20 protein-coding genes are annotated in these 25,937 nt (G+C 37.0%); 9 read left to right on the top strand and 11 right to left on the bottom strand.

The features are described from left to right. The first annotated feature begins 93 nt into the window (after nt 1–93). Nucleotides 94–525, top strand: a complete 432-nt coding sequence (locus ACT9TX_RS03325) for a hypothetical protein (RefSeq protein ID WP_481336786.1) — start codon at nt 94–96, stop codon at nt 523–525. Here ACT9TX_RS03325 and ACT9TX_RS03330 read toward each other — a convergent pair whose 3' ends face one another. Beyond that, nucleotides 526–1,272: a class I SAM-dependent methyltransferase gene (locus tag ACT9TX_RS03330; protein WP_481336787.1), complete on the bottom strand. Its 747-nt coding sequence runs from the start codon at nt 1,270–1,272 to the stop codon at nt 526–528. It lies immediately after the preceding gene. Between the two features lie 95 nt (nt 1,273–1,367). Between ACT9TX_RS03330 and glmM the strand changes: the two genes are divergently transcribed. From glmM to ACT9TX_RS03345, 3 genes are all read left to right on the top strand, one after another. After that, nucleotides 1,368–2,747 (top strand): phosphoglucosamine mutase, encoded by a 1,380-nt coding sequence (glmM, locus tag ACT9TX_RS03335; RefSeq protein ID WP_481336788.1) that lies wholly within the window; start codon nt 1,368–1,370, stop codon nt 2,745–2,747. A 141-nt stretch (nt 2,748–2,888) separates the two neighbouring features. Further along, the gene (locus ACT9TX_RS03340) at nt 2,889–3,461 is read left to right on the top strand and encodes an IS1096 element passenger TnpR family protein (RefSeq protein ID WP_481336789.1); all 573 of its coding nucleotides are present in this window, start codon (nt 2,889–2,891) and stop codon (nt 3,459–3,461) included. A gap of 88 nt (nt 3,462–3,549) precedes the next feature. Further along, nucleotides 3,550–3,903, top strand: a complete 354-nt coding sequence (locus tag ACT9TX_RS03345) for a DUF1801 domain-containing protein (protein ID WP_481336790.1) — start codon at nt 3,550–3,552, stop codon at nt 3,901–3,903. Here ACT9TX_RS03345 and ACT9TX_RS03350 read toward each other — a convergent pair. The 4 genes from ACT9TX_RS03350 to ACT9TX_RS03365 all read right to left on the bottom strand — a co-directional run bounded on the left by ACT9TX_RS03350 (nt 3,900) and on the right by ACT9TX_RS03365 (nt 9,095). Continuing rightward, complete coding sequence (locus ACT9TX_RS03350; RefSeq protein WP_481336791.1) at nt 3,900–4,301, bottom strand: hypothetical protein; 402 nt, start codon at nt 4,299–4,301, stop codon at nt 3,900–3,902. The two genes, ACT9TX_RS03345 and ACT9TX_RS03350, sit on opposite strands and share 4 nt — an antisense overlap. A 45-nt stretch (nt 4,302–4,346) precedes the next feature. Continuing rightward, nucleotides 4,347–5,618, bottom strand: a complete 1,272-nt coding sequence (gene mtaB / locus ACT9TX_RS03355) for a tRNA (N(6)-L-threonylcarbamoyladenosine(37)-C(2))-methylthiotransferase MtaB (RefSeq protein WP_481336792.1) — start codon at nt 5,616–5,618, stop codon at nt 4,347–4,349. A 198-nt stretch (nt 5,619–5,816) separates the two neighbouring features. After that, nucleotides 5,817–6,977 carry a sigma-54-dependent transcriptional regulator gene (locus ACT9TX_RS03360; RefSeq protein ID WP_481336793.1) on the bottom strand — a complete coding sequence of 387 codons (1,161 nt, stop codon included), beginning with the start codon at nt 6,975–6,977 and terminating at the stop codon, nt 5,817–5,819. Nucleotides 6,978–7,025: 48 nt separating this feature from the next. Further along, entirely contained in the window at nt 7,026–9,095 is a 2,070-nt protein-coding gene (locus ACT9TX_RS03365) for a TonB-dependent receptor (protein ID WP_481336794.1), read from the bottom strand. A 155-nt stretch (nt 9,096–9,250) separates the two neighbouring features. Between ACT9TX_RS03365 and ACT9TX_RS03370 the strand changes: the two genes are divergently transcribed. After that, nucleotides 9,251–9,541, top strand: a complete 291-nt coding sequence (locus ACT9TX_RS03370) for a hypothetical protein (RefSeq protein ID WP_481336795.1) — start codon at nt 9,251–9,253, stop codon at nt 9,539–9,541. A gap of 82 nt (nt 9,542–9,623) precedes the next feature. Here the strand turns inward: ACT9TX_RS03370 and ACT9TX_RS03375 are convergent, their stop codons facing one another. Both ACT9TX_RS03375 and ACT9TX_RS03380 read right to left on the bottom strand, forming a co-directional pair. After that, the gene (locus tag ACT9TX_RS03375; protein ID WP_481336796.1) at nt 9,624–10,604 is read right to left on the bottom strand and encodes a pyruvate dehydrogenase complex E1 component subunit beta; all 981 of its coding nucleotides are present in this window, start codon (nt 10,602–10,604) and stop codon (nt 9,624–9,626) included. 157 nt (nt 10,605–10,761) lie between these two features. Further along, entirely contained in the window at nt 10,762–13,500 is a 2,739-nt protein-coding gene (locus ACT9TX_RS03380) for a TonB-dependent receptor (RefSeq protein WP_481336797.1), read from the bottom strand. 160 nt (nt 13,501–13,660) lie between these two features. Here ACT9TX_RS03380 and ACT9TX_RS03385 point away from each other — a divergent pair, with 160 nt between their 5' ends. From ACT9TX_RS03385 to ACT9TX_RS03395, 3 genes are all read left to right on the top strand, one after another. Continuing rightward, nucleotides 13,661–14,578, top strand: coding sequence for a phosphoribosylaminoimidazolesuccinocarboxamide synthase (locus tag ACT9TX_RS03385; protein WP_481336798.1), 918 nt, complete (start codon nt 13,661–13,663; stop codon nt 14,576–14,578). Between the two features lie 305 nt (nt 14,579–14,883). Continuing rightward, a complete protein-coding gene (locus ACT9TX_RS03390) occupies nt 14,884–15,006 on the top strand; it encodes a hypothetical protein (protein WP_481336799.1) in 123 nt (40 codons plus the stop codon). A gap of 191 nt (nt 15,007–15,197) precedes the next feature. Next, nucleotides 15,198–18,878 carry a PKD domain-containing protein gene (locus tag ACT9TX_RS03395; protein ID WP_481336800.1) on the top strand — a complete coding sequence of 1,227 codons (3,681 nt, stop codon included), beginning with the start codon at nt 15,198–15,200 and terminating at the stop codon, nt 18,876–18,878. Between the two features lie 68 nt (nt 18,879–18,946). Here the strand turns inward: ACT9TX_RS03395 and bshB1 are convergent, their stop codons facing one another. The 3 genes from bshB1 to ACT9TX_RS03410 all read right to left on the bottom strand — a co-directional run bounded on the left by bshB1 (nt 18,947) and on the right by ACT9TX_RS03410 (nt 21,545). Continuing rightward, complete coding sequence (bshB1, locus tag ACT9TX_RS03400) at nt 18,947–19,675, bottom strand: bacillithiol biosynthesis deacetylase BshB1 (protein WP_481336801.1); 729 nt, start codon at nt 19,673–19,675, stop codon at nt 18,947–18,949. Between the two features lie 43 nt (nt 19,676–19,718). Further along, the gene (locus ACT9TX_RS03405; protein WP_481336802.1) at nt 19,719–20,999 is read right to left on the bottom strand and encodes a prolipoprotein diacylglyceryl transferase; all 1,281 of its coding nucleotides are present in this window, start codon (nt 20,997–20,999) and stop codon (nt 19,719–19,721) included. Nucleotides 21,000–21,128: 129 nt separating this feature from the next. Then, the gene (locus tag ACT9TX_RS03410; protein WP_481336803.1) at nt 21,129–21,545 is read right to left on the bottom strand and encodes a BrxA/BrxB family bacilliredoxin; all 417 of its coding nucleotides are present in this window, start codon (nt 21,543–21,545) and stop codon (nt 21,129–21,131) included. A 231-nt stretch (nt 21,546–21,776) separates the two neighbouring features. Here ACT9TX_RS03410 and ACT9TX_RS03415 point away from each other — a divergent pair, with 231 nt between their 5' ends. Then, entirely contained in the window at nt 21,777–22,205 is a 429-nt protein-coding gene (locus ACT9TX_RS03415; protein ID WP_481336804.1) for an Hsp20/alpha crystallin family protein, read from the top strand. 145 nt (nt 22,206–22,350) lie between these two features. Here ACT9TX_RS03415 and ACT9TX_RS03420 read toward each other — a convergent pair whose 3' ends face one another. After that, complete coding sequence (locus ACT9TX_RS03420) at nt 22,351–25,602, bottom strand: protein O-mannosyl-transferase family (RefSeq protein WP_481336805.1); 3,252 nt, start codon at nt 25,600–25,602, stop codon at nt 22,351–22,353. Between the last annotated feature and the right edge of the window lie 335 nt (nt 25,603–25,937).

Below are 25,937 nucleotides of genomic sequence, written 5' to 3' on the forward strand. Positions count from 1 at the left end.
CTAAGCACTGCGTGTAAATTTTAAGGTTTTTTTTGCAGCGCAATCGTATCAAATACTGTCATTTCTGTATATTAGCAAAATAAACCGTCTCTTATGAAATTTTTAATATTGTCAGTATTAAGTCTTGGTACGCTTGTTGGCTTTGCGCAGCAATCACCTTCACTTAAACTAGCTAGAGAAAACCGCTTGAATAATTTATCGTTGAATAAACCAATTGATAATATGCCTTCGGCAAATGTTGGCCCTAGTGGTCAAACGTTTACATTCAATAATGGCAATGGTTTAGACATTTACAAAAGCCAACCCGATAATATGCCTATCGCAAAACCAGATAGTAGCTATGTTGACAATATGGTTGCAAATCCAACAGCGACTAGAAACTTGACAGATGTTATCAATAAGCTCAAACATAAACGCTTTGAACCAAAAGGAAACAACAAATACAACTTTGTATTTCCATCACAAAAAGATTCAATTGCCTTTGTCGATTCAGTTAAAACATTACAGTTAAAACCCAAATTTTAGTTACACCATTTTCTTCGCCACGATAATCATTCGTGGCGATTTTTTTACATCGTAACTACCTAGTTGATAATCACCAAACACTTGCTGTACTTGCATTTTTTGGTAAGCAAGCATATCTGTAAAATCGCCTAAACTAAACTTAGCTACTTTCTCTGTAGATAAATGTTTTGGTGAGAAATTCTTGGTATCAGTTACTTGTATTTGCTTAAAAAAATGGTGTTCATTATGCCATTTGCTTACATGAAAAGTAATACCATCGAATGTTTTAGTGAAGCTTTTCTGTAAATTATCTTCTGTGTAATGCACATTCAAATAATCAATTACTAATAAACCATTTTTTTTCAAGCTTTGTGCAATAGTTCTTAATGCATTGTTGTGTTCACGTTCAGTTCTGAAATAGCCAAAACTTGTGAAAAAATTAAATGCAAAATCGAAGTAATTAATCCAAAAAGGTAAGCGCATATCATGCTCGTAAAAATGCAGGTGTTCGCTTTCATCCAACTTAGCGGCTGCGATAGATGATTGCGACAAATCAATACCAGTCACATCAAAACCCATATCGGCCAAAGCCTTGCTGTGCCTACCTTTACCACAAGCTACATCCAACATTGTTGCATCTTTTTTTGGCTGTAAATGTGCTACCAAGCGCTCTAAAAATGCTTGTGCTTCATTGTCATCTCTATTATTATATAATAAATGATAATGTGGCGAATTGAACCAATCTTTATACCACGCATTTGCTCCCATGGCGCTAAGATAAGTGGTTATAAAATTAAGGCATCAATAATCCATTTTCTACTATGTTTGCAAACCCCTATTGTTGAATTTTAAATACACTAATTATGGCATTAATTAAGAGCATTTCTGGTATCAGGGGCACTATTGGCGGCAAACCTGGCGATACATTAAGCCCACTAGATGTGGTGCGTTTTACAGCAGCTTATGGTACTTGGTTGGCACAACAATCTAGTAATAAAACAGTGGTAATTGGGCGTGATGGCAGAATAAGTGGTGCATTGGTAGAGCGTTTGGTTATTAGTACATTAAATGCTTTAGGTTTAGATGTGGTAAATCTTGGTTTAAGCACTACACCTACTGTAGAAATGGCGGTGGTGTTTCACAAAGCTGCTGGCGGTATTATTTTAACAGCAAGTCATAATCCTAAAGAATGGAACGCTTTAAAATTGCTCAATCACAAAGGCGAATTTATTAGCGGTGCAGAAGGTGCACTAATATTAGAAACAGCTGCGAAAGACGATTACAATTTTGCCACTGTAGATAAATTGGGTACTTACACAGAAGATGCTACTGCTTTAGATAAACATATTGAAGCCGTTATCAATTATCCATTGGTAGATGTTGCAGCCATTAAAGCGGCCAACTTTACTGTAATTGTGGATGCGATTAATAGCAGTGGTGCAATTGCTGTACCTACGTTATTAAAAGCATTTGGTGTAGAAGCAATAACCGTTTTAAACGAGGCTATTACGGGCAATTTTGCACACAATCCTGAGCCATTACCAGAAAACCTACGTGAACTGTGCAACGAGGTAAACAAGCAAAAAGCTGATATAGGTATTGCTGTAGACCCAGATGTAGACAGGTTGTGCTTTGTGTGCGAAGATGGTAGTTTGTTTGGTGAAGAATATACGTTGGTAGCTGTGGCTGATTATGTATTAAAGCATCGCAAAGGCAATACGGTAAGCAATATGTCTTCTACTAGAGCTTTGAAAGATGTAACCATTAAACATGGCGGTGAATACACACCAAGCGCTGTGGGCGAAGTAAACGTGGTAACCAAAATGAAGGCTGTAAACGCTGTAATTGGTGGCGAAGGTAATGGCGGCATTATTGTACCAGACTTGCATTATGGCCGTGATGCACTCATTGGTATTGCATTGTTTTTAACCCATTTGGCACACGAGAAAAAAAGCGTAAAGCAGTTGCGTAATACTTATACCAACTACTTTATGAGTAAAAATAAAATTGAGTTAGAAGCAGGTTTTGACATCAAGAAAATATTTGCACACATACAAAAGAAGTATAAAAACAATCCCATTAACACAGAAGATGGTTTAAAGATTGAGTTTGATACCGATTGGGTACACTTACGTACCAGCAATACCGAACCAATTATTCGCATTTATGCCGAAAGCAATTTTGAAACAACAGCCGATAATATTGCCAAACGCATCATGCAAGATATTAGAGAAGCGATGTAAACTAGTTACAAGTTGCAGGTTACCAGTAACTAGAAACGTTAACCAGTAACTGCTTCTTTTTCAATATTTTTACCCACATTGCAACTGCATCACAAATTGATTGTTACTAGTTGCGGTACATTTACCTAAAGAAAAAAACAGATGGCAATTTTAAAATTCAGGGCATATTTAGAGGAAGACGATTCGGTGTACAGAGACATTGTAATAAAGCACAAGCAAACTTTTGAAGACTTGCATTATGCCATTCTAAAAAGCTACGAGTTCGATCATAAACACCAAGCTACTTTTTACCGTAGCAACGATAATTGGGTGCGTGGCCGTGAAATAAGCTTTGCTGTGTACAATAAAGACTATGTAGCACCGCCACTACTAATGGCTGATACCATCATTGGCTCTGAAATTTTTGATACCAACCAGAAGTTTATTTATGTGTACGATTTTGCTAAAAACTGGACGTTTTTGGTAGAATTAATTAATGTAAGCAAAGAAGAAAGCTCAAAAATCAGTTACCCTGCTTGTTCGAGAAAAGAAGGTATTGGCCCACAACAGTATGGCACCAAGAGTTTATTGGGCGATAAATTTGCCGATATAGAAGAAAAATACGACCTAAAAGATGGTCTTGATGATGGCTTTGGTACAGAAGGCGAAGAAAGCGACACCGCAGAAGAAGTAGATGACGACAGCAGCCAAAGCACTGATAGTTTGTTTGAATAAACAGGTTTTAAAATAGTAAAAAGCGAAGCCAATGGCTTCGCTTTTTTTATTCTATTAGGCCAAATTAGCTTTAAATAAACCTTCCTAAATGCTAGATAACCTAAACCCAATAGACGCTTATTTTTTAAAACACGATGAGCCCATTAAAAGTTGCTTGCAATTTTTACGAGGCTATATATTGGCACATCATACAAGCATTACAGAAACTTGGAAATATGGTGTGCCTTTTTACTGCTACAGCGGCAAGCGATTTTGCTATTTATGGGTAGATAAAAAACGCCAACAACCCTATATTGGTATAGTAAATGGGCATCAGATTAATCACCCAAACTTATTGGCAGAAAATAGAACAAGAATGAAAATTCTATTGATTGATGCGAATGAGGATTTGCCAATTGAGATAATAAATGATGTGTTGAATGCAGCTATTGACTTGGTTTAGTTGCTGGATTCATCCAGTTTTTTGCGCAGCATTTCATCGTATAAAGGCTTTAATTCATCATAAATTTCTTGTGCTTTTTCATTGCCTTCTGCTGCAGCTTGCTTGATACTCTGATAAAAATTTTCAGATTGACGAACCAAACTTGCTCCTAAAATTAGTTGCATATTACTTACGGTTTTATGCATTTGGTCTAGTGTTTCTTTAATCTGTTCGATGTATTGTAAATCTTCTTCACTAGGGTCTTCGATAAGCATCAACTTATCATAAGCATCCATCAAAACAATTGACTGCTCCCTTATGGTATCTAATGCGCCATTTTCAAGGCATTCTCTAGTATTTGCTAATAATTCTTGAAAGCGATTCTCGCCATGCCGCGTTTCTTTATCATCGTAAAGCATTACAATAGAATTTGGTTATAGATGGAATAAAGATATTTATTTCATCTACAATTTCCAATCTACAATTTCCTTAGCCCATTCAGTTCTGTAAGGCGTGGTTACACGAATATAATTATCTGTATAGCCTTCCATCATACCATTTTTATCAAAACCTTCAAACAATACTTTGCGTGTTTGCCCTGCAAACTGTGCGTTAAAGTATTGCTGTTTCATGTAACTCAAATTGCGTAAAGCTTTGTTACGGTCAAAGCGCTTGTTGTGTGGCACAATCGGTTTAATATCTAATGCTACAGTATTGGCACGTTCAGAATACGTAAATACGTGTAGGTAAGTAATATCTAGGCTGTGCAAAAAGTCAAATGTTTCTTGAAAAGCAGCATCGGTTTCACCAGGAAAACCAACAATTACATCTACACCAATGGCACAATGTGGCATTAAGGTTTTAATCAAAGCAACACGCTCTGCATATAATTCACGCTTATAACGGCGGCGCATTAAACCCAAAACGGTGTTGCTACCGCTTTGTAAAGGAATATGAAAATGTGGCATAAACTTTTTGCTTTCAGCCACAAAAGCAATCATCTCATTGGTTAATAAATTCGGCTCTATAGAGGATATTCTGTAGCGTTCGATGCCTTCAACTTTATCTAGGGCTTTTATCAGTTCAAAGAAATCTTCTTCATGTTTACCACCATCAGGCCCTTTACCAAAGTCGCCCAGATTAATGCCTGTCAATACAATTTCCTTCGTGCCGCTAGCAGCAATTTCTTCGGCATTTTTAACAACATTGGCAATACTATCGCTACGGCTTTTGCCACGAGCCATTGGTATGGTACAAAACGAACAATTATAGTCGCAGCCATCTTGCACTTTTAGGAAAGTTCTTGTTCTATCGTTCATAGAATAAGTAGCGGTAAAGCCACTCACCTCTTCAATCTCACAACTGCATATTTTAGCACTATCGCCTTTGGTTAGGTCGGCTAAATGCTGCACAATATTAAATTTTTCAGCAGCACCTAATACCAAGTCAACACCAGGTATTTCAGCTATTTCTTTCGGTTTTAATTGGGCATAACAGCCTGTAATTACCACCAAACTTTCAGGTGATTTGCGTTGAATACGGCGCACCAAATGCCTGCACTCTTTATCTGCATTATCGGTTACAGAACAAGTGTTAATCACATACACATCAGCCTGTTCTTCAAAAGATGTTTTCGCAAACCCTTCTGTTTCTAACAGGCGAGAAATAGTAGATGTTTCAGAGAAATTTAATTTACAGCCTAATGTGTGAAAGGCTACCGTACGCTGCTTTTGCATCGGGCAAAGATAAATTGTCTGAACTGGGATTTTTTGGATTTTTTTGATTAAAGGAAAAAGAAAGGTCGCATAGAGATTTCTATACGACCTGTTTATTAAAATTTCACACGCACCAATAAAAGCTGCGTAACGGTATAACCGTACAAGTGTGCGACGCAACAACGGCGTCATAGTAGTACCACTGCTGGTTACATCAATCTATCTTGGCAATACGTAGCTTTTTACATCATCAACGGTAATAGTTTTACCAGAAAGAATGATTAATCGCTCTACGACATTGCGTAGCTCACGAATATTTCCCGTCCAATTGTGTTGTTTCAAGGCTTCTAAAGCAGGTTTTTCAATGGCTTTTACTTGCTGACCATATTCAGTGGCTATGTCTTGCAAAAACTTATCTACCAACAAAGGAATATCGTTTCTGCGTTCATTTAAAGTAGGCACATGAATTAGAATTACGCCCAAGCGGTGATACAAATCCATCCGGAAATTTTTGGCTTCTACTTCTTCTAGTAAGTTTTTATTGGTTGCAGCCACCACACGTACATCTACGTTTATTTCTTTATCGCCACCTACACGGGTAATTTTTCCTTCCTGCAAGGCACGTAGCACTTTGGCTTGCGCCGAAAGGCTCATATCACCTATTTCATCTAAAAACAAAGTGCCACCATTGGCTTGCTCAAACTTACCAATGCGCTGTTTTATAGCAGAGGTGAACGAACCTTTTTCGTGGCCAAACAATTCACTTTCAATGAGTTCGCTTGGTATGGCGGCACAGTTTACCTCAACTATTGTGTTGCCGCTTCTAGTGCTTTTTTCGTGTAGCCAACGTGCCACTAGTTCTTTACCGCTACCATTTTCGCCAGTCACCAACACTCTAGCATCGGTTGGGGCTACTTTTTCTATGGTAGCTTGAATTTTTTTAATCGCTTCGCTTTCGCCAATAATTTCTTGCACTTTACTAGCCTTGCGTTTTAGCACTTTGGTTTCTTTTACCAAAGTATTTTTATCCATGGCATTGCGAATGGTAATTAGCAAGCGATTTAAATCTGGCGGCTTAGAAATGTAATCGTACGCACCTTTTTTCACTGCATCTACAGCAGTTTCAATATTTCCGTGACCGCTAATCATGATAATTGGCACATCAGGATTGGCTTCTGTGGCTTTTTGCAAAAACTCAATACCGTCTAGTTTTGGCATTTTAATATCGCACAACACCACATCAAAAGTCGTGGCTAAAAACTTCTTCAAACCTTCCTCACCGTCAGCAGCTTCATCCACTTTATAGCCTTCATTACCCAAAATATCCTTCAATACATTGCGTATTGCTCGTTCATCATCAATAATTAAAATATTCGCCATAATTGCTTTTGTATTTTGCTAAGATAAAAGAATACCCATCAATTTTATTTACCAACTAATTTTACAACCACCATAAAAATTTATTGCAGTTGCAGGATTGTAAAAACGCCTACCCAAAGCATTAATATCATTACCCAAACTATACATTTGGTTTAGCAAATTATCGCCACCAATGTATAATTGCACATTAGCCTTCTTCACTTTAAAATTAATGCCGGCTTTTGCTTGTAGCAAATTGTATGCCTCAGTGAAAATATCGTTAGCATCAGTCAATGCCAATTCTGATGTATAGGTGTGAGAGGCATTGAAAAACAAGCCTTTTGCCATTGAAATTTGTAAGCCATTTACTAAAATATGTTTTGGTACACCAGTTAATTGATTGCCAGAATAATTGCTTGTGCCTTGCTGGTAAGTTACAAATTGATATGGTTGATAGCTATAACTTTCAGTAAGTTGAATAGATTTAAAAAACTGCGAACCATTGCGTAGCAACTGGTATTGCAGCCACACTTCTAGCCCATTTTGCTTAGTATCGCCAGCATTTACAAAGTATTGTGTACCATCAGCATTGTTGCGTGTAACAATGGCATTTTGTAGGCGAAAGTTGTAATAATTAATATCAAACAACAAACGATTTTGCCACAAATTACCCTTAACGCCAAACTCAAAATTCCAGCCATATTCAGGTTGTAGTGTGGCACTAAATTGATTGTTGGTTGGTCTTATTTCAGCTAAAGATGGCGGGCTAAAACCTTTAGATAATGAACTATAAAAAGCTACTTGTTTAGTTATTTGGTACAAAGCGGCCACTCGAGGCATTACCACAACATCGGTCGTTTTTTTAGTGAATGAAGGGTTAGCATCTGTTAATCGCTTGTAGCGGTAGTTTTGATTATTGGCACTAAAGCCTGCGCTCACGTTAAAGTGCTTACCGCTTAATTGTACTTGTGTAAATGCAAACCATTGGTTGATGTACACATCATCTTTGTACTGCACAGTATCTGCTACACCAGCTTTATTGCCGTAATTATCTATTGCTGAATGATTGACCAATATTTCGCCACCTGTTAACCATTGCAGTTGTAGTTGTTGTAGTTGTTGTAATTGCTTTTTGTAAATCAACTTGCCATTTACGCCTAAGTTTAGTTCGTTGCGCTTTTCATAGTTGGTAATAAATGGATTTTTAAAATCAGTATGGTGCAACACCACACCAGCTTCTGTAGACCAAGCTTGGTTGATTGTATAGTTGTGATGCAAGCCTACAAAAAAAGTATTGTTGTAAATAGCAGTTTGCTGCTGAACAGCACTTGGTAAGCCATTAGCTACTTGCCTTGCAAGCCTTGGATTTTGCTGCATTTGCGCCAATGTAATACCACCAGGTGTTTGATAATATAAAGCTGTGTAAAAGCTGATAATATCAAATTGATGCTGCTTGTATTTGTAACTAGCAAGCCATGTAATATTGTCTTTTTGCGAAGCAGATTGCTGCCTGTAACCATCACTTTGTTGGTGACTTTGCATCAATTTAGATGAAAATGAAGCGTTTTGATATTGCCAACTTGCTTGTTGTTGCAGCAAACCATAACTACCGCCATTAACAGCAAATTGGTAATGGTTTTGTGATTTATCTGTAAAAGTATTTGAAGATTTTAGCAACACCACACCACCTGTATTGGCACCATAAATACTTGCGGCTGGCCCTTTAATAATTTCTAAAGCGGATAATTGTGTAGCATCAATAAGATTAAAATATGTATTACCGCCACCATCAGTAATTGGTAAGCCGTTCCAATAGACTTTAATATTTCTTACACCAAATGGTGAACGCAGCAAACTGCCTCTAATACTTAGCCTGTAGCTATTAGGGCTTCTTTCTTCCATTCGCACACCAGGTATGGTATTTACAGCTGGCAACAAATTATTAGCACCAATATACTCAATTTGTTTAGTGGTAATTCTACCTACAGACGCAGGCACTTCTTTCCAGTTTTTGTTCCATCCAAAAGCGCTAATTCGCACTTCTGTTAAGGTATCAATAGTGTTTGTAGCAGTATCAATTTGCCCAAAAACAAAAAGCATTTTCAGAAACGTAATAGCTAATAGTAGAAATTTTCTCACTCAAAAGAATTAATATTTGGTAAAATAAATTCACACAAAATCACATTAACAAAAAGAATATTCAAATGTTTATAAAATAATAATGTGAAAAATTTGTTAACAACTGAAAAGGTTACTAAATTACGTCACCAAGATTAAATACCCCTTAATTTATCATGACAACCTTAAACAAAACTGACATTTCTATCACAGAAATTGTGTATGATTTGATGATGGTAAATGTAAACAGAGCCTCACTATTAAAGAACTGTATTACTTACGTTATAAGAAACCAAGCGAATAAATTAATTCGAAAAGGTAATTTCTCTGGCTATAATGTACAGCTACGTATGACGCATCTTGAAGACGGTCAATACGAGTTTGATATGTTTATAGAAGATCAACTTTATCTAAATATTCCCTTTGAAAAAAGAACGCTAGACAAAAGCAATATTGCTTTTAACTAATGTTTTCAGTTATATTTTTCCAATAAAAAGCCCGAAATGTAATGTACGTTTCGGGCTTTTAAAGTATTATTTGTGTTGGTTATTATTTACCTACAACCTCTTTTACAAGTTTCACAGTTCTAGCTACATCAGGTATTGCTAGTGCTGCTAAGTTTGGTGCGTAGTGCATTGGCGCATCGGCGCTTGTAATTCTACGAATTGGTGCATCTAAATAATCAAAACCTTCTTTTTGAATACGGTAAGTAATTTCAGAACTTACAGACGCAAATGGCCATTGTTCTTCAACAATCACCAAACGATTTGTTTTCTTAACGCTTTCTAAAATACATTTCCAATCTAAAGGACGGATTGAACGCAAATCGATTACCTCAGCATTGATACCTTCTTTTTCAAGCTCAGCAGCAGCACCTAAAGCCACTTTCATCATTTTGTTATACGATACGATAGTTACATCAGTACCATATTTTTTGATATCAGCTTTACCAATTGGTATGTAGTACTCTTCTTCAGGTACTTCACATTTATCGCCATACATTACTTCACTTTCCATAAACATTACAGGATCTTTCTCGTAGCGAATCGCTTGTTTCAATAAACCTTTTGCATCGTAACCATTAGAAGGCGACACTACTTTAAGACCTGGAATATTTGCATACAATGCTTCAAAAGCTGTAGAATGTTGCGCACCTAACTGACCAGCACTTCCACCAGGACCTCTAAATACAATAGGGCAACCAATTTGACCACCGCTCATTGCAAGCATTTTAGATGCAGTGTTTAGGATTTGGTCAAGTGGCAACACGGCAAAGTTCCATGTCATAAATTCTACGATTGGTAACAATCCATTTTGCGCAGCACCTACAGCAATTGCAGCAAAACCAAGTTCAGCAATTGGTGTATCAATCACACGTTTTGGACCAAATTTTGCTAACATACCTTGGCTTACTTTGTAAGCACCATTGTACTCAGCAACTTCTTCACCCATTAAAAACACTCTTTCATCTCTTCTCATTTCCTCACTCATGGCTTCTCGTAGAGCCTCTCTAAAAGCTATTGAACGCATGTATAGTCTTTTTAAAAATTGAGTTGCAAAAATATAGGTTTGTGCAGTAAAAAAATCAACCAAAATTTTATTTATTATACTATTTTAAACACCTGGTTATAACAAAAAATCCCCCAGATTTCTCTGAGGGATTTCTATATAAAGTGTTTATAATCAATTAAAACACATTAAATGCAAAGCTAGCATAGTATAAACCACCTACTTGTGCATTACCAAAACCATTGGTGTAGTATTTATTGAACATATTGGTTGCACCAATTTTCAAAATTGATTTAGTTGCAGGGAATTTGTAGCTAATTTGACCATCTAATGTAGTAACTGATGGCAATGTACCTGCACCAAAAGTACCTTCGTAGTAGAAGCTATCTTGCCATCTGTACACTAAGCTAAAGCCAAAACGCTTGTCAGTACCGAAACCAGTGTTAGTTAGAGTAACATTAGCACGGTATTTTGGTGTATTGAAGAAAGTAATAAAACCAGCTGGACTTTCAGAAATTTCATCTGAGTAGAAATTAGCACCAACAGTAAAGTTTTGTGGTAATAAATAATCTAATGAAACGCCGTAACCACGTGTAGTTACTTTACCAGTGCTATTGACAGAAACTTGATACACCCTACCTTTATTAAATACATTAGTACCACCAATAAAATTATCGTAAGAAGCTGTGTAACCATATACGTCTAACAATAATTTTTTACCAATCAAACCTTTGTAACCAACCTCATAAGAAGTAGCTGTTTCCGGTTTAAACTCACCAAAAACAGCAGGTGCACCCGTTCTAACATCAATTACAGGGCTACTACCAAATACATAATTTCTTAATTGTGGTAACCCACCTAAAAGTATCGCTTGACCAACATCTAACTTAATCCACTGATTTTGTGTAGAAGGAAAACGGTAAGCTTGTTGGTAAGAAGCACGAATGTTTTGATCTTTTGCAACTTTAATTACTGCAGAAGCACGTGGTGTAAAGCGACCAGCAAAATTTTCATTTTTATCGTAACGGCCAGAAACGGTTAATTTCAATACGTCTTTAAACATTTTTTGAGACAACTGACCATAAGCACCGTATTCACCAATCTTAATTTTACCAGCAGTATCTGCAAATAAAGTGCCTTCTGAATTTAAACGGTATTCTTTGTAATTACCGCCAATTAAAAATTCTGTACCAGTTTTTGCAAGCCCTAAAGCTTCGGTTAAATTGTATTGACCTTCATACATGTACAAGGCAGTTTTATCCACGAACAAACCACCACCTTTAGAAATTGGAGTCGTAATTACTTTATTAAATATTGCATTGTCTAATAAGTTACCAGTTGGTCTGCCTGCATCAGCGAAAGCTCTTGCCGCGGCATGAGCACCTGCATCGGTGTTGCCAGCTACACGATTTTGTAAATAAACTTGAGAATATTGTGAAAACCAAGTACCGCTTGACTTAACTGCTTCATTAAAATACTGTGTTGCAGCTGAGGCATTATAGCTATCACCAGCATCTTCCTGTGTAGTGTAAGCACGTAAATACCAGTTTTTAGATTTTAACTCCAATTTGTATTGACCAATTCTGAAGTTTTTCAATGAATATCTACCTAAACCAGTATAAACTGTATTACCAATACCGTAGTTAGCAGTTAAAGATGCTTCTAAGTTGTCCGTTATTTTATAGTGTAGCGCACCAGTTAATTTCACATTTACTGTTAGTGGGCTTACTACATCTTTTTCATCATAACCAGTTCTAGAAATATTTTGAGTAGGTGAAATTGAACCCAAAATTGGAAGAAGAGTAGCACTTGGAACACTGCTACCAAGATAACCCACAAATTTTTGAAAAGAATTCACACCCGCATTCACCAATGGTGCAAATGCTGGTGCAGTAAGTACATTATTCACAAAATTTGTTTCATCACCATACACATTCACACCATCGTAAGCAGGATCTGTTCTATCGCCAGCAATAGTTTTGCCAGTGGTTCTATCGCCGCCAGCACCAGTTAAAAAGTTTCTGTTATCATTACCTAACCAATCAACTGCTTGCGTAAATGAAGCACCGATTTTGAAAGCCCATTTTTCAGATAATTTTTGAGCCCAACGCAAATTCCAATCATTGAAAGCAGCACGGTCTCTTTGTTTGCTATCAACATGGTTTACACCAGTTTTAATTTGAAAACTTAAGCCTTGGTATTTAAATGGATTCTTACTGTTAATTAATAATGTACCATTCATACCGCCAGGGCCATATAATGCAGAACTAGCGCCAGCCAATAACTCTACGTTATCAACATCTAATTCAGTTAAACCGATGATACTACCAACCGCAAAGTTTAAACCAGGTGCTTGGTTATCCATACCATCCATAATTTGGTTTAAACGTAAATTACCGCTACTGTTAAAACCACGAGTACTCACAGTTTTAAAAGTTAAGCTAGAAGTAGTAACGTCTACGCCTTTCATATTACCTACAATATCGTAATAGTTACTTGCAGGTGATTGACGAATGTTAGCACTGCTAATTCTTTCAATAGAAACTGGAGATTCTAAAATACGCTCAGGTACTCTAGAAGCAGAAACTACTACTTCTTCACCTAAAACAAAACTTGTTTCTAAACCAACTGATACGCTAGAACCAGTAAAAATAACTTCTTTAGCTGCATAACCTACAGAACTAATAACAAGTGTAAATGGTGGTTTTTGTGTAGTTGTAAACTTAAAATTACCCTTATCATCGGTAAAAGTACCTGCTGTACCACCTTTGATAGTTACCGATACGGCTGATAAAGCCTCTTTAGATTTATTGTTTGTAACGCTACCTGTTACGGTAGTAGAAGATTGCGCAAATGCAACTGTAGAGGTTAGGGTAAACAATGCAAGTGCAACGCATAAGCGATGTAGCTGTTTCATAATGGCAATTTATGTTAAGAAAAAGAAAACTAATTGATTAGCAAAGTAATAGTTGTTTAGCTAACCATAAAAAATTTATTTGTTCACAAAAATAACAGCTTGTTAAGAAAAAAAAAATCTCATTGTTAAAAGGCAAATTTTGAGGCATTACTTTTGGCGCATGTCAGCATTTCAATTTCCACAACAAACCAACTATTACAAGGGTAAAGTACGTGATGTATATAGCATTGGTAGCGATACTTTAGTAATGATTGCAAGTAATCGCATCTCAGCATTTGATGTTATTTTACCAAGCCCAATACCATATAAAGGGCAAGTGCTTAACCAAATTGCTGCTTACATGCTTGAAGCTACAAAGCACATTTGCCCAAATTGGTTACAAACTATACCTGCACCAAACGTAAGTATAGGCAAGCGTTGCGAGCCTTTTAAAATAGAAATGGTGGTACGTGGTAACCTTACTGGCCATGCATGGCGCACCTACAGTTCTGGTAGTAGAACATTGTGTGGTGTAACATTGCCTGAAGGCATGAAAGAAAATGATTTTTTTCCAACGCCTATTATTACACCTAGCACTAAAGCTAGTGAAGGGCATGATGAAGACATCAGCAAAGAAGAGATTATTGCACAAGGCCTAGCAAGCGAAGCAGATTGGGCTGTTTTAGAAAAATATGCTTTGGAATTATTTGCCTTTGGCAAAATGCTAGCTGCTAAACAAGGCTTAATACTAGTAGATACCAAGTATGAGTTTGGTAAAATAGGCGATACCATTTACTTAATGGATGAAATTCATACACCTGATAGTAGTAGATATTTTTATGCTGATGGTTTTGAAGAAAGACAAGCCGCTGGCGAAAGACAAAAGCAATTAAGCAAAGAGTTTGTACGTGAATGGCTAATTGCAAATGATTTTATGGGCAAAGAAGGCCAAACAGTACCGCATATGAGTGAAGAATGGATTGATACCATTAGCAAACGCTACATTGAGCTTTACGAAACCATTATTGGCGAAACATTTATACCGCAAGCTTTAAGCGATGAAGCAACTTATGAAGCGGTTGTTGCAGCGTTAGGATAATTGATGGCAAGTTCTTACTTAAAACACTGTGCCCTACTTCTTCTAATCATTGACATGTGATAAATTCAGATTACCGTTTATATGGTTATCATTGTATCAAGTCAAAAAAATAACCAACCAACTTAGCCGTCTTTTTAGAAGTATCCTGTTTAAAACAAGCTTACTGTTCGCAAATCAGAAAGGATTCTCAGCATTGCAGAACGTCACTAGTTATTAAGAGTATCTACAATTCACAATGTACCACGCAATCACTTTGGTATAAGTAAATAGGAAAAACAAAAAAGCAATACCAAGTTTTGAAATAGATGCGTAAACTAATTGATTATCAGGCGACTGCTACCCTAGCTTGCCACGCAGCAGTTACCAAAGCTCAGCACATAAGCCGTGGTCATATAGATGAAGTGAATTTTAATTGTAGAGTGAGGTGATAGTTCATAGTTCATGGGTCGTGGGTCATGGGTGATTGGCTTTTTTTATTTTGAGTTCATTCTCTCACTTCTCCTTATAACCTATGACCTATGACCTACCCCACTATTTGCGTTGATTTTCTACATTTTATTGTTATTTTACTATAAGGTGTTGAAAACATACCGCATTTGGCTATTTTTGAAGCAGTATCATGACAAAGTATCTACAATTGTTATTAACGCTATTACTTTATAGCAATTTACATGCACAAAATGGCTGTACTGTGCTTGGGCAAACGCCTAGTACGGCTTTTCCAATATGTGGTGCCAATATTCTAACGCAAACATCAATACCCAATTGCTCTGGCAGAGTAATACCAGTACCAGCATGTCCTGAAACAAACTTTTACACAGATGTTCGACCATTTTGGTACAAATTCACTTGCTTCAAAGGTGGCACTTTAGGCTTTCTTATTCAACCCAACAGTAATAGCGATGACTATGACTGGCAAATATTTGATATTACAGGTAAAAATCCAGTAGACGTGTACACAGATGCAAGCATGTTTGTATCGTGCAATTGGAGCAGTAATGGGCCACTAACCGGCGCAAATGCCACAGGCAATAGGCTAAGTAACTGTCAAGGACCTACAACTTCCAATATTAGCTCTATGCCTACGCTTATTCAAGGGCATGATTATTTATTGATGGTAAGCAATGCATCCTCTTCTCAAGCTGGTTATAAGCTGTCGTTTGGCGGTGGCACTTCTAGCATTACCGATACTGTAACACCTAAGTTTTCTAAAGCAACAGCAACCTGTACGGGGCAAACAATTAGCATAAAATTAAACAAGTTCATGAAATGCAAAAGCCTTACAGCAAACGGTAGTGACTTTAGCATTAGCAATGGTAGTGTAAGCATTACAAGTGCTGTGGGTGTTAATTGTACATCGGGCTTTGATATGGATTCGATAGTACTGACTCTAAATACACCTTTGCCGCCCGGCTATGCTTTTATTACCGCCCAAAACGGTAGCGATGGCAATACTATACTAGACAACTGCGATAATAGTATAGCCGTTGGCGATACTATTGGTTTTGTGGTAAATTCTATTTCACCAGCCACCATGGATAGCTTAAGTAAAGCTGCTTGTGCACCAAAAGATATTACTATCAAACTAAGCGATTTTGTGCGCTGTAGTTCTATTGCTGCAGATGGTAGTGATTTTGCCATAAGTGGCCCTGCATCGGTAAGTATTACAAAAGCTGCGGGCAATTGTAATACAAATGGGCTTACCAATACAATTGTTGTAAGTCTTGCCCAATCAATTAATACCGCTGGTTTATTTACCATTAGCCTTAAAAAAGGTGTAGATGGCAATACCATTTTAACAGATTGTAACAAAGAAACACCAATAGGCTCTTTACTCAATTTTACCACTATTGATACCGTATCGGCTAAATTTACCTATACCATAGATAGTGGCTGCGTAAACAATACTGTACACTTTAAACACAATGGCAATAGCGGCACTAATAGCTGGCTTTGGAACTTTAGCAATGGCAGCAGTAGTACCTTACAAAATGCAGATATTGTGTTGCCTAATTCTAGCACCACTACAATAAAGCTTACGGTAAGTAATGGCGTTTGTACCAACTCGTACATAGAAGTATTGGTACAAAAATTTGATACCGTAAAAGCTATTTTTATTACCCCAGCTAGTGTGTGCCCTACCAATAGTTGGTCTATTACTAATACAAGCACAGGCAATATCACCATTTATAATTGGGATTTTGGCAATGGCACTACTAGCACTGCGCAAAGCCCAGCACCATTTGCCTATGCCTTACAAGCCACCAAGCAGATGTACAACATACGCCTAATAGTAAGCAACGCCCTTGGCTGTAAAGACACTGTAACTCATGCGGTAGAAGTAAAGGGCAACCCTACCGTACTGCTAGATTCTGTAATAAAAGCTGCTTGTGCCCCACAAACTATTACCGTAAGGCTCAACAATTTGGTAAGCTGTAGCAGTATAGCCTTAGATGGTAGCGATTTTACCATTACCGGCGCAAGCAATGTAACTGTAAAAAGTGCTAGTGGCATTTGCAATGCTAGTGGCTTAACCAACTTAATAATCTTGAATTTAACGCAACCAATAACACTTGGTGGCAACTATACCATTAATACCAAAACTGGCAGCGATGGTAATGTGCTATTGAACGATTGTGGTATTTCGGTTGCGAATGGAACCAGTATTGGCTTTACAACTATAGATACAGTTTCGGCTAAGTTTAGTTACAAAATAGATTCTGGCTGTGTTAATAATATTATTCGCTTTACACAAAGTGGTTTCAATAATATCAATCAATGGAACTGGAATTTTGGTGCAACAGGAGTTTCGACAGAGCAAAATCCCAATGTAACAGTGCCAAATGCAAGTACCCAAAATGTGCAACTAATTGTAAGCAATGGCACTTGTAACGATACGTCTACACAAACCATAGTACAGCAATTTGATACGGTAAAAGCTGTATTTGATTTTCCTAATCCAATTTGTCCTACTACAAATTGGGCTATCGCAAATAATAGTACGGGTAAAATAGTGAGCTACACTTGGGATTTTGGTAATGGCACTAGCAGCACACAGAGAAATCCGCTGCCTTATGCCTACCCTACTTCTGCGCAACAACTTCAGTACAACATTCGCTTAGTAGTGGCCAATGCACTTGGCTGTACCGATACACTGACTGAAACAGTTACTGTAAAGGCGAATTTACCAGCTACTTTAGATAGCGTTTCTAAAGCAGCCTGCAAGCCACAGCAATTGGTATTACACTTTAGTGGCCCTATAGATTGTAGTTCAATAGCAGCAGATGGTAGTGATTTTAATATCATTGGCACATCAGCAATTAACATAGTAAGCGCAACGGGTAATTGTAACAATGCTGGCTTAACGAATAGCATCACAGTTAATTTCTCTCAACCTATTTATACAGCAGGTTCGTTTGCCATTTACCTAAAAAGAGGTAGCGATGGTAATGTGTTGATTAATGATTGCGGTGTAGAAAGCTTGGCAGGTGGCAACAAAACGTTTTCAACTTTAGATACGGTAAATGCACTATTCACTTACAATATTACATTGGGTTGCAATAATGATAATATCCAATTTGCGCACAACGGTAACAACAGCGTAAACAAATGGGATTGGAAAATAAGCGATGGTAGAACATCTGCTTTGCAAAATCCTTTATTGGTATTTCCAAATGCGGGTAATTTTACAGTACAACTCATTGTAACCAATGGTGCTTGCAGCGATACTTTTACAACGCCTATAACACTTACGTTTGACACTGTAAAAGCCATTTTTGAAGCACCCGAATACATTTGCCCTAACGAACCTTGGCTGATTTCTAATGCAAGCACTGGTAAAATAGTAAGCTATGCATGGGATTTTGGTAGCGGTGTACGCAGCGCATTGCAAAACCCAACCAATATTAGCTACCCAATACCAACCAATGTTACGCAACGTAAATACACTATTCGCTTAACTGTGGCTAACAATATTGGCTGCACTAGCACTACAAGCCACGACGTAATGGTACTAAAATCCTGCTATATAGCGGTGCCCACAGGCTTTACGCCAAACAATGATGGCTTAAACGATTACTTAGGCCCATTGAATGCTTACAAAACTGAGAATTTGCAGTTTAAGGTGTTTAACCGCATGGGTAATGTGGTATTTGAAACAACGAATTGGCAGAAAAAATGGGATGGAAGAATTAATGGCATTTTACAGCCTTCAGGTGCATACGTTTGGTACTTAACCTATACCGATACTGACACTAAGAAAGTAGTAAACCTAAATGGAACATCGGTACTTATTAGATAAGATTAAATGTTAGTACTTCTGTTTTCCAACTAATAAAAAACGCTCCTTTAATTGCTTAAAGGGGCGTTTTATGTTACGTTTTGTACAAAAGCATCTAAAGAGTTTACCCCAATTACTTTTTCAGATATAAAACCCTCACCGTACTGTACACCTATTCTTTTACCAAGCATCATGGCTCTAGCTTTAACAGTTTCAAGAAACTGTGGTGAAGAAATATAAGTTTGCGGCTCGTCTGTACTTGGGCTGTTAAATTGTGTAGTATAAGCCAAAATAGAAGCAATTTTTGTTTCAAAGTGCGTTGATATATCTACCACAAATGAAGGCTGTATGAATCTATCTTGAATATAGTGAAACACATATTTGGGTCGCCAAGCCTCTTGATAAGCACCATTGTAATTGGTTGTAATTTTACGCAAGCCACTTAAAAAAGCCGCATCCGATACTAGTTTAGCGCTACGACCATGGTCAGGGTGACGATCTTCTGGTGCGTTGCACAGAATAATTTCTGGTTGATATTTTCTAATGGCGGTAATTACCAATCGTTGATGTGCTTCATCATTTTGAAAAAAGCCATCAGCCATTTTTAAATTTTCTCTTACAGCCACACCTAAAATTTTAGCTGCTGCCGATGCTTCTGCATAGCGTGTTTCTACAGTACCTCTAGTGCCAAGTTCGCCTTGGGTTAAATCTACAATGCCCACTTTTTTGCCTTCGGCAATAGCACTTGCAATAGTACCACTACAGCCTAGTTCTACATCATCTGGATGCACACCAATAGCCAAAATATCCAACTTCATAGAATACATTTAAAATAAATAAAACCAAGATTTACAAAAGCGCTTAAGCTGTAACTTTTGTAGTTTTTTTGCTGGCAATAACCATAATTACAATACCAGCAATAATTAACAAAGTTGCAATTAACTCTGCTTGTGTAGGTTGAAAAGGCAAGCCTTCGTATTTAGTATTTACCCTTATTTTCTCAATAGTAAAACGTTCAATACCATTTAAAATAAAATAAAAGCCAAACATTTGACCGGGTAATTTCAAACTTTTACGACTAGCCCAAAGAATTGGAAATAATACCGTACAAACAATTACCTCGTAAAAAGCAGTAGGAAAAACAGGTAGTGGTAATTGAGAGCAATATTGCCCATCGCAACCGATAATTTTTACGCCTTCGTTAATAACATTGTGCGGATAATTATAGGCAAACAACCAATCTGGCAAATGCCAAAACGGTTGCACACTGATATGTTTTACAGCCTCTAAACTCTTAAACTGGTTGATATAAAAGCCTTGATTTGCCAATAAAGTGGCATTAAACTGCTCTGCACTAGCAGGCACTACTGCACCAGTACTGGTGTTTACGAAAGCGCTGTTTAAAATACCCCAATCACCATCACCACTTACATGGCAACCAATTCTACCAATAGCGTAGGCAAGCATTAAAGCAGGTGCAAATGCATCAGCTAAATGAGGAATGGCAATTTTATGTTTGCGTGCATAAAATACAATGGCTAAACCTGCACAGATTAACCCACCATAAAACGTTAAGCCACTAAAGGAAATCAGAGAACCAATTGGGTCTCTCATAAATTCGTTCCAATTCTCAAGGTTATGAAACACTTTTGCACCTGAAAAACCAAAGACAGCAGCAAAAATTACCAAGTCACCTACTCTATCTTGCGGCCAAATACGTATCGTACGCTGTTCAGGCTTAGCTAGTTTTTCTTTGTTTTTCTCACGCCATTTTAGCCATGCAAATAAACCACCTAGCACAATACCTGTAGGCAAATAACCTTGTGATGATAAAATAAACGATTGTGGATCATTAAAAGCATCGGTAATAATAAATGCACCAATAATTTTGAAACCAAACACAAAACCCAGTAAAAAATTAATAATTAATTCGGCTATTGATGCAGGTGCACCAACCATAATTTTCTCCTCGGTATAGCCAAGTAATCCTTGTTGTTGCTTGCGTTTAAGCTCTTGTGTAACCACATAAGCGGCCGTTAAAAATGCAATGGCAACAAAAAATCCAAAAGAATTGACCAACTTTAAACCGCGCCATTCTACACCAAAAAAATCTTTGAATACGTAATATAAATTGGGATACATAATGTTTGTATAATATTGATTATAGGCAATGCGACTGCAATGTTAGTTAATTTACACAATAGCCTCAATAAAAAAGCCTCGCATGAATATACGAGGCCATTTACTAACTAACCCATCTAAAAAACGCTCTTAATTACAATATTTTTCGAATTCTGCTATTAAATGATGTGCAATCATTTGTGCAGATCTACCTTCAATTTGGTGACGCTCTACCATACTTACCAACGCACCGTCTTTAAACAACGCAATAGCTGGTGAAGATGGTGGGTAAGGCAATAAATGTTGTCTTACTTGATTAACGGCTGCAACATCAAAACCTGCAAATACAGTTGCTAAATTATCAGGTTTTTTAGCTGCATTGTGTACCGCCATCAACACACCTGGTCTGCAACTACCTGCAGCACAACCACAAACAGAGTTTACAACTACTAAAGTTGTACCTGATTGCTTTAAAGTATCGTTTACTAATTCTGGTGTATTCAAATCTGCAAATCCGCCGTCAGTTAACTCGGCTTTCATTGGTAAAACTATTTCTGCTGGATACATAATAAATCTTCTTTTAATTGATAATGCAAAAATAAGAGAAAAATGAGCACTGCATGAAAGTTCTAAACGTCAATTTGCCTTTTTTCGACTATCGAAAGCGCCATATTGACACTTTTAAAAATCAAAAGAAGCCATAGTGGCATAATTAAAGGACTTTTTCAGCCAATGGAACACTATTTGAATTATTAACCATCAGAAAACAATTATTTCAAAAAACAAAAAAATACAATTATGACACTCGTAAAAAGAAATCCAGCAAACTTTAATTTCTTAGTTGATGAACTTTTTAATGGCTTTCCTGCACATTGGGGTAAAGACCAAGTACACAACCATTTTGCACCAGCGGTAAATATTCACGAAACCACTGATGGCTACCATGTAGAATTAAATGTACCAGGTAGAAACAAAGAAGATTTTAAAGTGAGCATTGACAACAATTTACTCACCATTGCTTTTGAACAAAAAGAAGCAGTAGAAAACAAAGACTACAAAACTCTACGCAGAGAATTTAGCTTTAAAAGCTTCAAGCGCAGCTTTACACTAGATGAAAAAGTAAATGCAGATGCTATACAAGCCAAATACGAAAACGGTATTTTGAAACTGTACTTACCAAAAAAAGAAGAAGTGAAAGTTGCACCTAAAGAAATTGCAATTTTATAATTAGTTAACATACAGGCAGTTAGTTTTGGTTAAAGCCACTTTTTTCTACGAGTGGCTTTTTTTATGCAAAATGAAGAACGCATCTTACAATAAAAAAACCTCGCAGTTATTAGTTGCGAGGCTTTTTAAATATCGATGAGTGATTTTATTTACCACTATCTTTTATTGCTTGTGTACCTACTTCTGGTATACCAACTTTAGCTGGTTGCGTGTATTGTTTTTCCATTTGGTCTAATGCTTGCAAATAGCTTTCAGCCATGCGCCTTTCTTCAGCCATATTCTCAGCATTACGGCCATCAAGGCTGTTGTAGTATTTAATTTGCTGTTGCAAATCTTTCTTTACAGACTCAGACACTTTCTTAATTAATGCTTTATCTTCTGCCATGTAACAAGCATTTAAGAACATCAAGCTGTATCTATTATGCGTATTACCACGGCTTACCATGCCATAAGCAAAGTTTTCTTCAAGCATACCTTTGTCTACTTTATTTAGCACTTTTTTAGCTTCATCTTTTCTATTTTTTGCTGCTAAATAACTTGCCAATTCACCGTAAGCAGTACGAATAGAATTCAAATGACGACGGTTTTCTTCATCGTAATACACACCTTTTAAGTCTGCATTACCAAAGGCAAATTTGTTCATCATTTTATCCATTGCCCAATCAGCATTGATTTCGTCATTTTCTACAGGTACTAAACGGTAGCTTAAGCCATCTTTACGTAAATATTTACCAAAGCCAAGCTCACCGTAAGGTGATGTAAAGTAAATAGGGCGTTTCCATTTGTTAGCTGCAATAATGTTTAAAACCGCAAGGTCATTTTTCATTAAAGCACCTTTTGGAATTTCAAATTGTAATTCACTTACAACGCTGTCTTTTGCGTTAACAGTTTTATTAGCAAGTACCACGGCTTTATCTACAGGTACAGATACTTTTCTTACAGGGAAAGTTGGTTCTGCATTACCATCACCTTGATCTTCTGCACCTACTTTACCACCAACATAATTTTTCATCATGTCGTACAAGTCGTAGAATTTGGTTTCTGGTATTGCAGGGTTTGGTTTGTAGCGGATGTAATTCATTTTAGAGCCTTCAATTTGGTCAGCACTCCAAATCACATCTATAGAATCACTTTCATTTACTTTGTAACGTAATTGGTTGATGTACCAATCGATGCCTAACAAACTGTTGTTGATAACACGTACATCTTTTCTAATACCTTCTACTTCTTGTGCATACCACAATGGATAAGTATCGTTATCACCGAAAGACATTAAAATAGCATTTGGTGCACAACTTTCTAAATAGTCTTTTGCTAAATCTCTAGCCAATACTTTCTTACTTCTATCATGGTCATCCCACTCTTGCTGTGCCATAATTGCTGGCACGGCTAGTAAACATACTACTGTAGCAATTGATGCAGCAGTAGTTTGAGAAACTGCTTTTGCAATCCAATCTCTTACTTTCAATACGCCAATACCAATCCAAACAGCAAACGCATAGAAGCTACCTACATAAGCATAGTCACGTTCACGTGGCTGATAACCTGCTTGGTTTAGGTAAATAACAATGGCAAAACCTGTGAAGAAAAACAATAAGAAATTAACGAAAGCGTCGTCACCTTTTTGCTTAAACTGGTAGAATAAACCAATTAAGCCTAAGATGAATGGCAATAAGAATAATTTGTTATGTGCTTTATTGTTTTTGATACTGTCAGGTAATGAACTTTGGTCACCATATATTAAGTTATCAATTAAACCAATTCCTGTAATCCAGTTACCATCACGTACATTACCATTAAATAAGCCTTGTACATCATCTTGTTTGCCAGAGAAATTCCACATAAAGTAGCGGAAATACATCCAGTAGAATTGATAGCCAACGAAGAATTTGATATTATCACCTTGGTTAGGGGCACGTTCGTAAGAGCCGTCTTTATTTTTATTGATATCTAAGAAATAACCATAGTAATCAGCGTGATTTTGGTCGTTACTTGCGTCCCAAACACGAGGGAAAACCATTTTATCTTCTGGCTGATACACATAACCAAAGTCTCTACCAATTTCAATGTACTTGTCTTTACCTTTTTGGTATTTCATCGCACCTTGCTTGTAATTAGCAGGTTGTGCAGTAAACTTTTGACCATAAACTAAAGGAAAATCACCGTATTGTTCACGACCTAAATAACCCACCAAACTCATTGGATTATCTACATTGTACATATCTACTGAAGGATCGGCACTACTACGAATCATGGTAGTTAAATAAGTACTGTACCCTATTAACATAAACGTAAAACACCACAATGCTAAACGCAAATAAGCCCACCCTTTTTTAGTTGCAAAACGCAAGCCTACCCAAATTAAAACTGCTAATAAAATAAAGAATGTGGTAAAGCCACTGAAAAATGGCAAGCCAAAACTATTTACCAATGCTCTATCGAAAGCACCAGCCAAACCAATGCTACTTTGAATAACTGCAACTTGTACGATGCCAGTAATCACACAACCAATGATGAAAAAAATATACACACCACCGTATAATGCTTTTTTAGCTTTATTCAATCCTTCAACAAAATATAAAAAGCCAAAAGCAGCAATTGTGCCTAAAATTACTAAGCCAGCATAAGTTGCATCTGATGTTATACCACGCTCTTCGCTTACTTCTTTTTGCGCTAGGTATAAACCGCCAATAAAACCAACAACCGCACCCGCAGCTAGCAGTATTACAAACCATTTACGAATAGCTGCATAGTTAAAGCTTGCTTGTTTTTTGTAGTAATACACCATTACAATGGCAGGAATAGTCAACAAGTTTAACAAGTGTACACCTATCGATAAGCCCATTAAAAAGAAAATCAACACAATCCATCTATCAGCACCAGGCTTATCGGCTTCGTGTTCCCATTTTAATATTGCCCAAAATACAATGGCCGTAAAGAAAGAACTCATAGCATATACCTCACCTTCTACAGCACTGTACCAAAAACTATCGCTAAATGTATAGGCCAAAGCACCTACTACACCAGCACCCATAACGCTCCAAATTTGGTAGCCAGTCATGTTTTCAGTAACATCTAACTTCACTATTCTACGAGCAAAGTGTGTGATTGTCCAAAACAAAAACAAGATGGTAAAACCACTAGCCAAAGCACTCATGATATTTACCGCTTTTGCTGCTGTGTTAGGATCGTCACCAAATAACACAATAAAAATTCTACCTAATAGTACAAATAATGGCGCCCCAGGTGGGTGAGGAATTTGCACTTTAAAACAGCTACTTACAAATTCACCACAATCCCAAAAACTGCCACCAGCTTCGGATGTTAAAATGTAAACAGTACAAGCTAATAAACATACAGCCCAACCAACGAGGTTGTTAATCTTGGTAAAGTTCATTCGTTATTTTTTTAAAGACGTTCGCAAACATAGTTGATTGGGTGGAAAAACTGAAATGCAGTTTGCACTAAGTGATAGGTAGTTGTAGAAAAATGAAATATTAAGTATTTTATAACAACTCGTATTGGTGAATTGATGATTGTAACTTTAAAACAAGCTACTCATCTTGTTGAGTTGATGGTTTTAACTTTAGAATAGGCTACTCATCTTGATGAGTTGATGTATTTAACTTTAGAATAGGCGTTACATCTTGTTGTATTGATTGTTTTAACAAAGTTTAGAGAACTGTCTCTTTTAAACTTAACCTTTCACTTCTCACCATTCACCATTCACCA

The organism is Parasediminibacterium sp. HNIBRBA5674, assembly GCF_056745525.1.